Genomic DNA, 12,532 nt, shown 5'->3' on the forward strand with positions numbered 1-12,532 from the left:
TTCCTCCGTCTCGTCGTCGCGTCGCGCGTCCTCGCGCGCGTGCCCGGCGTCGACGGAGGTGCCGACCTCCGCGGCACCGCGTCGCCCTCAACCCTAGTCAACCCGGCGGCGTGGGTCACCGTCCGTCCCGGTCCTCGGGCACGCCGACGACCAAGGTCCCGCGAGTCCGGGCCGTGCGGCGCGCGACGGCGCCCCGGGCACCGTCACGCCGGGAGAATGGCCGCATGAGCGCGACCCCTCCCCCCGTGCCACCTCGGACCTCCGCCCCGGACGACGTCTCCCCGCCCGGTCCGACGGCCGACGCCGGCTACCGGGAGGTGCCCCCTGCCGAGGGCGGGCGCGCCGGGCGCGGGTGGTGGGACGCGAACGCCGCCGAGTACCTGGACGAGCACGGGGCGTTCCTCGGCGCGGCGGACTTCTGCTGGTGCCCCGAGGGGCTGCGCGAGCGCGACGCCCGGCTGCTCGGCGACGTGGCGGGACTCCGCGTGCTCGAGGTCGGCGCCGGCGCGGCCCAGTGCTCGCGCTGGCTCGCCACGCAGGGGGCCCACGTGGTCGCGACGGACGTCTCCCGGGGGATGCTCGCCGCGGGGACGGCGCTCGACCGGGCCACCGGTGTCCGGGTCCCGGCGGTGCAGGCGGACGCACGCCGCCTGCCGTTCGCGGACGACGTCTTCGACGTCGCGTTCACGTCGTTCGGCGCGATCCCGTTCGTCCCCGACGCGGACGCGATCCATCGCGAGGTCGCGCGCGTCCTGCGGCCCGCTGGCACGTGGACGTTCTCGGTGACGCACCCCACGCGCTGGGCCTTCCCCGACGACCCGAGCGAGCACGGGCTGACCGCGAACCGCTCGTACTTCGACCGCAGGCCCTACGTCGAGACGGACGACGCCGGCCGTGTCGTCTACGCCGAGTACCACCGCACGCTGGGCGACCACGTGCGCGAGGTGGTCGCCGCCGGTCTCGAGGTGCTCGACGTCGTCGAGCCGGAGTGGCCCGCCGACAACTCACAGGTGTGGGGCGGGTGGGGCCCGGTGCGTGGCGCCTACCTGCCCGGGACGGCGATCTTCCGCACGCGCCGCCCGGGCTGACGCCGCGGGGTCAGTGCCCCGCGTCGTGCCACGTCGCGCCGATGCCGACCGAGACGTCGAGCGGCACGTCGAGGTCCGCCGCCGCGCCCATCTGCGTGCGCAGCACGTCCTCGACGACGTCCCGCTCGCCCGGCGCGACCTCGACCACGAGCTCGTCGTGCACCTGGAGGAGCAGGCGCGAGCGCAGGCCGCGCTCGTCGATCGCGCGCTGCACGTTGAGCATCGCGACCTTGATGATGTCGGCCGCGCTGCCCTGGATGGGCGCGTTGAGAGCCATGCGCTCCGCCATCTGGCGCCGCTGCCGGTTGTCGCTCGTCAGGTCCGGGAGGTAGCGGCGGCGGCCGAGGATCGTCGCGGTGTAGCCGGTCGCGCGCGCCTCGTCGACGACACCCGTCAGGTAGTCGCGGACGCCGCCGAAGCGCTCGAAGTAGTCGTCCATGAGCTTCTGCGCCTCGCCCACCTCGATGGTGAGCTGCTGGGACAGCCCGAAGGCGGACAGACCGTACGCCAGCCCGTACGACATCGCCTTGATCTTGGACCGCATCGCGGGCGTGACCTCGGACGCCGGCACCTCGAAGACCCGCGAGCCGACGTAGGAGTGCAGGTCCTCTCCCGAGCGGAACGCCTCGATGAGCCCCTCGTCACCGGAGAGGTGCGCCATGATGCGCATCTCGATCTGGCTGTAGTCGGCGGTCATGAGCGTCTCGTAGCCCTCGCCGACGACGAAGGCGCGCCGGATGCGCCGGCCCGCCTCGGTGCGGATCGGGATGTTCTGGAGGTTCGGGTCCGTCGAGCTGAGACGTCCCGTCGCCGCGATCGTCTGCTGGAACGTCGTGTGGATGCGGCCGTCGTCCGCGACCGACTTGAGCAGACCCTCGACGGTCTGGCGCAGGCGTGAGGCGTCGCGGTGCGCGAGCAGGTGCTCGAGGAACGGGTGCTGCGTCTTGACGAACAGGTCCGCGAGCGCCGACGCGTCGGTCGTGTACCCCGTCTTGATCTTCTTCGTCTTGGGCATGCCGAGCTGGTCGAACAGGACCTCCTGGAGCTGCTTCGGCGAGCCCAGGTTCACCTCGCGCCCGATGACCGCGTACGCCTCGGCCGCGGCCGTCGCGACGAGGTCGCCGAAGTGCTGCTCGAGCTCGCGCAGGTACTCGACGTCCGCCGCGATACCGCGCTGCTCCATGCGTGCGAGCACCTGGGAGAGCGGGAGCTCGAGGTCGGTGAGGAGCGTCGTCGCGCCGCGGTCCTCGAGCTCGCCCACGAGGACGTCGCCGAGCTGGGCGACGGCGAGCGCGCGCACCGCGTCGCGTTCCTGCTCGCCGCTGCCGTCGAGCGAGAGGTCGAGCGCGCCCTGCGCGTCGTTGCCCGCCTCGGTGTCGGGGCGCAGCTCGCGGTGCAGGTGCCGCACGACGAGGTCGCCGAGGTCGTAGCCGCGCTGGTCGGGGTGGCACAGGTAGGCCGCGAGCTCGGTGTCGAACGTGACGCCCGCGAGGTCGTAGCCACGCGCCGCGAGCTCGTGCCACGCGGCCTTCGCGCCGTGCACGACCTTCGGCCGCTCCGGGTCCGCGAGCCACGTGGCCAGCGCCTCGTCGTCGGCGCCCGCGACGTCGGCGAGCTCGAGCGCGACGGCCGCCCCGGCGTCGTCGGACACGGCGAGCCCCCACGCGTCCCCGCCGCCCGGCACCGCCTTGCCGGCCACCTCGACCCCGAGGCGCCCGGCACCGTGCTCGCCGAGCCACGCGCCGAGGCCGCCGGGCAGGACGTCGGCGAGCTCGACGTCGAACCCGGCCTCCGTCTCGACCTCGCCCTCGGGCGCGATCGCGAAGAGCCGGTCGCGCAGGACGCGGAACTCGAGCGCGTCGAGGACGCGGTGCGCGGCCTCGCGGTCCCAGGGGCGCGTCACGAGGTCGTCCGGCCCGAGAGGCAGCTCGAGGTCGCGCAGGAGCGCGTTGAGCTGCCGGTTGAGGCGGACCTGGTCGAGGTGCGCGCGCAGGTTCTCCCCCGCCTTGCCCTTGATCTCGTCCGCGTGCTCGAGCAGCCCGTCGAGGTCCCCGTACGCCGTGATCCACTTCGCGGCGGTCTTCGGACCGACGCCCGGGATGCCCGGCAGGTTGTCCGACGTCTCGCCCACGAGCGCGGCGAGGTCCGGGTAGCGCTCGGGCGGCACGCCGTACTTCTCGACGACCGCGGCGCTGTCCATGCGCGCGAGCTCGGAGACGCCCTTCTTGGGGTAGAGCACCGTGACGTCGGGGCCGACGAGCTGGAACGAGTCGCGGTCGCCCGAGCAGACGAGGACCTCCATCCCGGCGTCCGCGCCCTGCGTGGCGAGCGTCGCGAAGATGTCGTCCGCCTCGTAGCCCTCGCGCTCGAGCGTCGGGATGTGCAGCGTCTCGAGGATCTCCTTGATGAGCGGGACCTGACCGCGGAACGGCTCGGGCGAGGACTCGCGCGTGCCCTTGTAGCTCGGGAGGATCTCGGTGCGGAACGACTGGCGACCCGCGTCGAACGCGACCGCGACGTGCGTCGGCTCCTCGTCCCGCAGGAGGTTGATGAGCATCGACGTGAACCCGTACACCGCGTTCGTGTGCTGCCCCGTGGTCGTCGAGAAGTTCTCCGCCGGGAGCGCGAAGAACGCGCGGTAGGCCATGGAGTGTCCGTCGATGAGCAGGAGGCGAGGTCGCGCGGAGGTCGTCACGGGTGCCAACCTACAGTCCATGACCGACACGCACGGCCCCGACCGGGCCACCGACCCCACCGCGCCCGCGCCCTCCGCGACGGAGGCCGCCGAGGCCCCGCGCCACGCCTACGAGGCCATGGGCCTGCGCACCGCGGGCACGCTCATCGAGCGCATGGGCATCGAGCTGGAGGAGGTGAGCGCCGAGCGCGTCACCGCCCGCATGCCCGTCGCGGGCAACACCCAGCCCGCCGGGCTGCTGCACGGTGGCGCGTCGGTGGTGCTCGCCGAGACGCTCGGGTCGATCGCCGCGCAGCTCCACGGCGGGCCCGGGCGCGCCGCCGTGGGGATCGAGGTCAACGCGACGCACCACCGAGGGGTGCGCGACGGCTGGGTCCACGGGGAGGCCGTCGCGGTGCACCGGGGCCGCACGACGGCGAGCTACGAGATCGTGGTGTCCGACGACGAGGGGCGTCGCGTGTGCACGGCACGCCTCACGTGCATGATCCTCGGCCTGGACTGACCAGGACGCCTCGGCGCCCAGCGGCCGGTCCTGGCCGGCGGACCGCCGTCGCTCAGCCCGGCAGGGTCTCGCGGGCCTCGACCGGCGTCACCACGCCGCTGCGGCTGCGGTACTCCGCCTGGAACTCCCGCAGGTCGACGGGGCCGGACATCGTCTCGGTCCGGGCGCGACGGCGGCGCGCGATGAGGTCCTCGAGCGACCTGGTGCCCCGGCGGGTAGGCGTGAGGTCGGTCGCGAGGCGGCGCTGGAGCACCGCCGTCGACACGACACGGTGACCCGCGACGGGACCGAAGCCGAGCCGCGCCAGGAAGCGCTGGACGCCGCGCGAACCGGGGATCGGCACCGAGTAGACGTGCGTCGCGCCCGAGGCGGCGGCGAGGTCGGCGGTGGCGCTGAGCAGCGCGTGGCCCACGCCGCGGCGGCGCGCGTCCTCGCCGACGTAGACGGCCTCGACGTACAGGCTGGGCTCGTCCGCGAACAGGTGCGGGTCGAGCACCCGCGCCAGCACGAACCCGACGGGGCGGCCGTCGTGCAGGGCGACGAGGACGTTGCCGCCGGGCAGGGTCAGCAGCACCGACAGGTGCCGGACCAGGCGGTCCTCGTCGGGCGCGCAGATCTGGGCGCCGGACGCCGACTCGCGGCGGGCCTCCGAGCACAGCACAGCGATCCCCGGCAGGTCGTCACCGACCGCGGGCCTGACCTCCACTGCTGGGCGCACTGCGCTCCTCCTCGTTCGTACCGTGGGACCGACGGCACCGAGGGACGTGGGGCGTGAGATGGTTCCACGTCGCTCGGACGGCGCCGTCGGCCGTCGACTGAGCACTACGTGGCGACCGCGTGTCCACCGCCCCGGGAACTACTGGACGCCAGTCCAAGACGATAGCCCGCCCGGAGCGCCGTGACAAAGGTCCTGATCAGGACCCCGGCCACGGCCGATCGGTCGCCGATGCGGGCTCAGGCGCCGCCGACCTGCTCGATGACGGCGTCCGCGACCTCGCGCATGGTGAGGCGACGGTCCATCGACGTCTTCTGGATCCAGCGGAACGACTCCGGCTCCGACAGGCCCATCTTCGTCATGAGCAGGCCCTTGGCCCGGTCGACCCGCTTGCGCGTCTCGAAACGCTCCGCCAGGTCGGCGACCTCGGACTCGAGCGCCGTGATCTGCGAGTAGCGCGAGATCGCGATCTCGACCGCGGGCAGCAGGTCCGCCGGCGTGAACGGCTTGACGACGTAGGCCATGGCCCCCGCGTCGCGCGCCCGCTCGACGAGCTCCGCCTGCGAGAACGCCGTCAGCAGGACGACGGGCGCGGCGTGGGCCTTGCCGATCTGCTCAGCGGCGGAGATGCCGTCGAGCTCGGGCATCTTCACGTCCATGACGACGACGTCGGGCTTGAGCTCGAGCGCCAGCTTCACCGCCGTCGCGCCGTCGCCGGCCTCGCCGACGACGTCGAACCCGGCGTCGCGCAGCGTCTCGACCACGTCGAGGCGGATCAGGGCCTCGTCCTCGGCGACGACCGCGCGACGCGCGGGACGGCCCGACGGGGCGGGGGTCGCGGCGGGCTCGGGCTCGATCATCGGGGGCAGGTCGAGCGGCTGCTTGTCCTCGGGCTGCGCTGTCTGGTCACTCACGGGGTTCACTGTAGTGCGCCGCACCCCCTGCCGCCCCCGCGTTTCGCCCTCGGAGGAGTGTGATTCTCGTGAAGGCGCACGGGTGTGGTTCGATGGTGCACGCGCTGCGGACCGGTCGCACCGGTGCCGACGCGCACCGCCCCGGTAGCCCAACCGGCAGAGGCGTTCGGCTCAAACCCGATCCAGTGTGGGTTCGAATCCCACCCGGGGCACCCTCTACCTCCTGACCTCGTCCCGGCGTCGTGACGCGCAGGAAACCGCAGGAAACACCCTCGACACACCTCGCTCGTACCGTCCCGAGCAGGGCACGTTCCTCGCGCCCGGGACGGAGGTGACGGTGCTCGAGCACGTGGACCCGTTCGTGGGGACGGGTGCGACCGATCTCCCGACTCCGACCGGCCTCGCCGCGACGTGGTGGTCCCCCAAGCCGCTCGTCGGCAACACCCATCCCGGCGCGACGCACCCGCTCGGCATGGTGTCCGCCTGCGCCTACTCGGGCGCCTATCCCACGGGATACGGCCGCTACGACATCGGGACGGAGGGGTTGCCGGACGCGCTGTTCGACCGTCCGGTCGCCTCGGGCTTCACCCACTTCCAGCAGTCCGGCACGGGCGCGATCCGCAAGTACTACAACTACGTGCGCGTGACGCCCATGCTCGAGCCGCTCGACGCGCTCGGCCGGCACTGGGACCTGCTCGACGAGGAGGCCTCCCCCGGGTACTACGCCGCAACGCTCGGCAACGGGGTCCGGTGCGAGGTCACGGTCGGGCCCAAGAGCGCCGTCCACCGCTACACGTTTCCCGCGCACCCCGACGCGCGCCTCGTCGTCGACCTCTCGCTCGGCGGCCTGGCGATCCCGTACGGCGCGACCGTCCCGCTCCGCGCCCACCTCGCGACGCTCGGGCCGGGCACGGCCGCCGGCGAGATCGTCGTCGAGGGTGCGCCGCTCGCCGTCCACCTCGAGTGCGACGCGCACCCGTGGCGGCAGATGCTCTGGTACGACCGCCGGCTCATGCCCGGCAGCACCCGCCTGGACTTCGCGGACATCCGGCCGACGACGCTGCGCCCCTTCGGCCTCCTCTGGGCGGGCCCGACGACGGCCGGACAGGTCGTCGAGGTCAGGCTCGGCTTCTCGCTGCGCGGGCCCGAGCAGGCGCGGGCGAACCTCCGTGCTGACTGCGGACCCGGCCCCGCGGCGTTCGCTCCTCGCCGCGGGGGCACCGCGACGACCTGGGCGCAGCACCTCGACCGGGTCGAGGTCGAGTGCCCCGACCCGGCGCGCCGCACGGTCTTCGCGACGGCGCTCTACCACGCGCTGCTCAAGCCGTGCCTCGCCCCGGACGAGAGCCCGTTCTGGCCGGGCGACACACCGTTCACCTTCGACGTGTCGACGATGTGGGACATCTACCGGACCCAGCTCCCGCTCCTCACGACCCTCTGGCCGGACCGCGCCGTCGAGCTCGCGACCGCGCTCCTGCACATCTGCGAGGAGGAGGGGAACTTCCCGATCGGGTACCGGATGGCCCGCGGTGCCGACCGGTTCTCACGCCAGGCGAGCGCGCTCGCACACACGTTCCTCGCCGACCTGTGCGCCCTCGACGTCCCCGGCATCGACTGGGACTGGGCGCTCGTGCACCTGCACGACGACCTGCGCCGGACCTACGGCGAGGACTACCTCCTCCACGGCGTCACGCACCCGATCAGCCACACGCTCGACCTCGCGTTCGGCTACTGGTGCACCGCGCGCGTGGCACGCCGCGTCGGAGACCACGCGCTCGCCGAGGAGCTCGCGCTGCGGGCGCGCGGCTGGACCGCGGCGTTCGACCCCGCCACCGGGCTCCTGCGCGACTCCACCTTCTACGAGGGCGGCCGGTGGAACTACTCCTTCCGCCTGGTGCACGACATGGCGGCCAGGATCGCGCTCGCAGGCGGCGACGACGCGTTCGTCGCGCTGCTCGACCGGTTCTTCGGGTTCGGCGCCCCGCCCGTCACCCAACCCGGGGAACGGCCCGGCGCCGCCGAGATGGCCGCCGGGTACGCGCTGCACCGGTTCGAGGGCCTCAACAACGAGCCCGACATGGAGGCCCCCTGGGCCTACCACTACGCGGGCCGCCCGGACCGGACCGCCGAGGTGGTGCACGCCGCGGTCCACCAGCGCTTCAGCACGGGCCCCGGTGGCCTCCCGGGCAACGACGACTCGGGGGCGCTCAGCTCCTGGTACGTCTGGGCCTCGCTCGGCCTGTTCCCGGTCGCCGGGCAGGGGCTCTTCCTCGTCAACGCGCCCTCGTTCGCCGAGTCCCGCCTCCGCGTCCCCGGCGGGACGCTGACGATCGAGACCACCGGCTTCGTCGAGCCCGGGCCGGGCACACCACCGCAGTTCGTGCGCGCCGCGTGGCTCGACGGCCGTCCGCTCGACCGCACCTGGCTCCCCGCGACGCGCGTGCGCGGCGGCGGGCGCCTCCTCCTCGAGCTCGGTCCGCACCCCACCGACTGGGGCACCGCGCCCGAGCACCGGCCGCCGTCGTACCCCGACGGGAGCCCCGCACATCACCCGACCGACCAGACCTCGGAGACGTCATGACCACCACGCCGCGCCAGTCGCCCGCCCGCCGCCTCGTCGTCGTCGTCCGCGCCGACCCCGTGATCTGCGGGCACTCCGGCGAGGCCCGCAACCTCGCCGAGGCCGCCCTGCACCGCGGCTTCACCGAGGTGCGGATCGTCACCTGGCCCGTCGAGCGGCTCGAGGCCGCCGGGCTCCCCCTCAAGCCGCTCGACTCCGTCCTCCCGTACAGCGCGGGCATCACGGTCGAGCGGCCCGAGCCCGTCGGGGACTACAAGGTGCCCGACGGCCGGTACCTCGCCGGGCTCACGGGTCGCCTCGTCGAGCTCTTCACCGACGGCGTCCCCACGGTCTGCCTCTCGCTCTATCTCAGCCCGCACGCGACCGCCGTGTCCGACGCCGTCCGCGTGGCGCGCAGCACCGGGCTCCCGGTCGAGGTCGCCACGATCGCCGAGGCCGTCGGTTCCGACGTGACGAACGTGGTGCGCTCGTGCGTCGAGGAGGGGCGCTTCGGCGCCGCCGCGCACGTCCTGTCCGGGTACCTCGCGAGCGACCTGTGCGTCGCCGTCTCCCGGTACACGCGCGACCTCGTCGTGGCCTGCGCCCAGGAGATCGACGACCGGCACGGGACGTTCTTCGCGGAGCAGTGCGCCGAGCGCGTGCAGATCTCCTACCCGGCGATCGACACGAGCGCCTACACCGACCTCGACGCCACCATCACGCACGAGGTGCTCGTGCACCGCGGCATCGCCGACCGCCCGTACGTGCTCTTCCTGTCCCGGCTCGCGGCGGCGAAGGGCGTCGACGACCTCATCGACGGCTTCGCGTCGTCCGCCCGGGCAGCGGGTGCGCGCCTCGTCGTCGCCGGACGCGGTCCGGCGGAGGCCGACCTGCGTGCGCGCGCCGCCGCGAGCGGCGCGGCCGACCGAATCGTGTTCCTCGACGACGTCGACGACGCGACCAAGCCGCACCTCATGGCTGGCAGCGCCGCGTTCGTCCTGCCGAGCAAGCCACGCCCCGAGTTCGTCGAGACGTTCGGCATCGCGCTCGCCGAGGCGATGCTCGCGGGCGGCGGGCCCGTCATCACCACGGACACGGGCGGCATCGGCGAGGCCGTCGGGCCGCACGCGTCGATCGTCCCGACCCGCTCCCCCGCGTCGATCGCCGCGGCGCTCGACGAGGCCCTCGCCCTCGACGCCGACGCCCGGCACGCCACGGCCCAGGCGGCCCGGGCGTACGCGCTGCAGTTCGACCGGGCCGCCGTGCTCGACGCGATGCTCGCCCGCCTCGCGACGTCGCCCACGGCCCCGCACTGGGTCAGCGACCTGCGGCCGGTGCGGGTCTGAGAGCTCCAGGCCCAGGGGTGACAGGGGCGGCGTCCGACGGACCGTACCGCGCGACGAGGTCCCGGAACGACGCGGCGGCGACCGCTCGCGCGGCCGCACGGTCGCCGTCGCGCCGGTCCCCCGCCGCGGACGCGAGGGCCAGCTCGTCGGACACGAACCGCACGAGCGGGGCGGGCACCGCGCCCGCGCCCATCTCGCGGGAGACCGCCTTGAGTGCGACCAGGTCCGACGCCGCGCGCACCACGTCGTCCGGCGCCCCGCCGTCCACGAGGAGGGTCGCGAGATCCATCGGCGGCACGGCCACGTCCGGTCGCACCCGCAGCCACCGGAGCGTCGCGGCGGGCCGGACGGTGTAGAACACCTTCTTCAGCGGCACCTCCGGGACGGTCCACCACCGGTCCCGCTGCCCGAGCGCGACGTGGAGGTAGTGCCTCCGCAGCGCGTCACGGTCGACGACGTGCGCCGCGAGCGCCAGCAGCTCCGCCCGGAACTCGGCGTCGCCCCGGTACACGATCGGCGACCGCAGCCACTCCAGCAGCGTCGCGTTCCCCCGCACGAGCAGACGCACGGCCTTGAGCAGGTCCCACCCGTTCACGTCGAGCACCGCGTCCAGCGGCGTCTCGACGACGTCGCGCCGCGGCCACGGGTCCAGGTAGTCCGCCTGCGACCGCACGTACACGAACCGGCAGTCGTAGTCCGAGTCGGGCGACGGGAACCCCCACGCACGGCTCCCGCTCTCCACCGCGAGCGGGATCGCGACCCGCTCGTCGCGCTCGACGGCGTCCAGCCGCGCGTCGACCCGACGCACGACCGCAGGGTCCAGGGAGTCCGGCACGGCACGCATCCCGCGAGGGTAGGCGGACCGAGAACCTCGTGTCGTGCACTTTCCGACACGGTGCGGGTCGGAGGGTGACGTCACCCGGGAGCGGGGCCGGAGAGGAGGAGGGCGCGGGTCGTGGTGGGGGCTGGTCCGAGGGAGACTCCGGAGTGAGCTTGCGAACGCAGGAGAATCCCGACCGACGGTGCGGGAGGCCGCGAGGCACGGGCGGCCGGAGGGTAGACCCGCGCCCTCCTCCTCGGAGCGCCTCGCGAAGGCGACCGAGTGAGCCCGCCCCGGAACGCCGGACGGCGGCGCCCCCACGAGAGGGGCGCCGCCGTGCGACGTCGTGCGCGGTCTACGCCCTCAGGGGCGCTCTCGCGTCAGGCGCGCGTGTCGGAGTGGTCGCCGATCTTGTGCACGAGGATCGAGTTCGTCGTACCCGGCTGGCCCACGGGGGCGCCGGAGACGACGACCACGAGGTCGCCGACCTCGGCGAGGCCGTTGGCCTGGAGGGTCGTGTCGACCTGGCCGACCATCGCGTCGGTGTTCTCCACCTCGGGCACCTGGTACGTCTGGGTGCCCCACGTGAGCGACAGGACGTTGCGCACGTGCTCGCGCGGCGTGAAGGCGAGCAGCGGGATGGACGAGCGCAGGCGCGACATGCGGCGCGCGGAGTCGCCCGACTGCGTGAACGTCGCGAGGTACTTCGCGCCGAGGATCTCGCCGATCTCGGCGGCGGCGCGCGTGATGGCGCCACCGCGCGTGTGCGGGGTCGAGCCGAGCGGCGCGATGCGCTCGCGGCCGGCCTCCTCCGTGGCCTCGATGATGCGGGCCATGGTCTGCACCGTGAGGATCGGGTACTCGCCCACGCTGGTCTCGCCCGAGAGCATGACCGCGTCGGCGCCGTCGAGGACGGCGTTGGCGCAGTCGGACGCCTCGGCGCGCGTCGGGCGCGGCGAGTTCGTCATGGACTCGAGCACCTGCGTCGCGACGATGACGGGCTTGGCGTTACGACGCGCGAGCTCGACGATGCGCTTCTGGACGAGCGGGACCTGCTCGAGCGGGAGCTCGACCGCGAGGTCGCCGCGCGCCACCATGACGCCGTCGAACGCGTCGACGATCTCGGCGAGGTTGTCGACGGCCTGCGGCTTCTCGATCTTGGCGACGACGGGGACCGTGCGGCCCTCCTCGTCCATGATCCGCTTGACGTCCTCGAAGTCCTTCGCGGACCGCACGAAGGACAGCGCGATGATGTCCGCGCCGAGCTTGAGCGCCCAGCGCAGGTCGTCCTGGTCCTTCTCGGACAGCGCCGGCACGGAGACCGCGACGCCCGGGAGGTTCAGGCCCTTGTTGTTCGACACCGGGCCGGCGACCTCGACGCGCGTGACGACGCGCGGGCCCTCGACGGCGGTGACGCGGACGAGCACCTTGCCGTCGTCGATGAGGATCGGGTCGCCGACGCGCGCGTCGCCGGGCAGGCCCTTGTGCGTCGTGGAGACGAGCTCCTTGGTGCCGACGACGTCCTCGGTCGTGATCGTGAAGGTGTCACCCTCCTCGAGCCAGTGCTTCTCGTCGCCGCCGAAGCGGCCCAGGCGGATCTTCGGCCCCTGGAGGTCGACGAGCACCGCCACGGACCGGCCCGACTCGGCGGCGGCCTCGCGCACGCCGTGGTAGACGGCCGCGTGCTCCTCGGCGCTGCCGTGGCTGCGGTTGATCCGCGCCACGTCCATCCCGGCGTCGACGAGCGCGCGGAGCTGCTCCTTCGACTCGGTCGCGGGTCCGATGGTGCAGACGATCTTTGCTCTGCGCATATCTCCAGCCTCTAGTCTTCCGACCGGCCGGGGGCCGGTCGTCGCGGGGTGCCCCTCCCTAGGATGCCCCGCTCATCGTCC

The 12,532-nt window shown here is 73.7% G+C and carries 9 protein-coding genes and 1 tRNA gene; 5 read left to right on the forward strand and 5 right to left on the reverse strand.

What is annotated here, in order from left to right; genetic code table 11:
* The first annotated feature begins 224 nt into the window (after positions 1-224).
* Positions 225-1,088, forward strand: coding sequence for a class I SAM-dependent methyltransferase (locus ACFVN3_RS07255; RefSeq protein ID WP_378232097.1), 864 nt, complete (start codon positions 225-227; stop codon positions 1,086-1,088).
* 10 nt (positions 1,089-1,098) lie between these two features.
* On the opposite strand, the gene polA is transcribed toward ACFVN3_RS07255, so the two are convergent.
* A complete protein-coding gene (gene polA / locus ACFVN3_RS07260) occupies positions 1,099-3,804 on the reverse strand; it encodes a DNA polymerase I (RefSeq protein WP_378232099.1) in 2,706 nt (901 codons plus the stop codon).
* Positions 3,805-3,901: 97 nt separating this feature from the next.
* Between polA and ACFVN3_RS07265 the strand changes: the two genes are divergently transcribed.
* The gene (locus ACFVN3_RS07265; protein WP_378232348.1) at positions 3,902-4,285 is read left to right on the forward strand and encodes a hotdog fold thioesterase; all 384 of its coding nucleotides are present in this window, start codon (positions 3,902-3,904) and stop codon (positions 4,283-4,285) included.
* 52 nt (positions 4,286-4,337) lie between these two features.
* Here ACFVN3_RS07265 and ACFVN3_RS07270 read toward each other — a convergent pair whose 3' ends face one another.
* The gene (locus ACFVN3_RS07270) at positions 4,338-5,003 is read right to left on the reverse strand and encodes a GNAT family N-acetyltransferase (protein ID WP_378232101.1); all 666 of its coding nucleotides are present in this window, start codon (positions 5,001-5,003) and stop codon (positions 4,338-4,340) included.
* A 236-nt stretch (positions 5,004-5,239) separates the two neighbouring features.
* Positions 5,240-5,860 carry an ANTAR domain-containing response regulator gene (locus ACFVN3_RS07275; RefSeq protein WP_053370758.1) on the reverse strand — a complete coding sequence of 207 codons (621 nt, stop codon included), beginning with the start codon at positions 5,858-5,860 and terminating at the stop codon, positions 5,240-5,242.
* Positions 5,861-6,052: 192 nt separating this feature from the next.
* Between ACFVN3_RS07275 and ACFVN3_RS07280 the strand changes: the two genes are divergently transcribed.
* The 3 genes from ACFVN3_RS07280 to ACFVN3_RS07290 all read left to right on the forward strand — a co-directional run bounded on the left by ACFVN3_RS07280 (position 6,053) and on the right by ACFVN3_RS07290 (position 9,820).
* Positions 6,053-6,126 (forward strand) — tRNA-Leu (locus tag ACFVN3_RS07280).
* 125 nt (positions 6,127-6,251) lie between these two features.
* Positions 6,252-8,495 (forward strand): glycoside hydrolase domain-containing protein, encoded by a 2,244-nt coding sequence (locus tag ACFVN3_RS07285; RefSeq protein WP_378232103.1) that lies wholly within the window; start codon positions 6,252-6,254, stop codon positions 8,493-8,495.
* Positions 8,492-9,820: a glycosyltransferase gene (locus ACFVN3_RS07290; RefSeq protein ID WP_378232105.1), complete on the forward strand. Its 1,329-nt coding sequence runs from the start codon at positions 8,492-8,494 to the stop codon at positions 9,818-9,820. Before ACFVN3_RS07285 ends, ACFVN3_RS07290 begins: the two co-directional genes overlap by 4 nt.
* On the opposite strand, the gene ACFVN3_RS07295 is transcribed toward ACFVN3_RS07290, so the two are convergent.
* Both ACFVN3_RS07295 and pyk read right to left on the reverse strand, forming a co-directional pair.
* Positions 9,792-10,664: a DNA polymerase beta superfamily protein gene (locus ACFVN3_RS07295; protein WP_378232106.1), complete on the reverse strand. Its 873-nt coding sequence runs from the start codon at positions 10,662-10,664 to the stop codon at positions 9,792-9,794. The genes ACFVN3_RS07290 and ACFVN3_RS07295 overlap by 29 nt on opposite strands.
* Before the next feature lie 356 nt (positions 10,665-11,020).
* Positions 11,021-12,451: a pyruvate kinase gene (gene pyk, locus ACFVN3_RS07300; protein WP_047232839.1), complete on the reverse strand. Its 1,431-nt coding sequence runs from the start codon at positions 12,449-12,451 to the stop codon at positions 11,021-11,023.
* Positions 12,452-12,532: the final 81 nt, after the last annotated feature.

This window comes from Cellulosimicrobium sp. NPDC057862, assembly GCF_042797035.1.
Lineage (GTDB): Bacteria > Actinomycetota > Actinomycetes > Actinomycetales > Cellulomonadaceae > Cellulosimicrobium.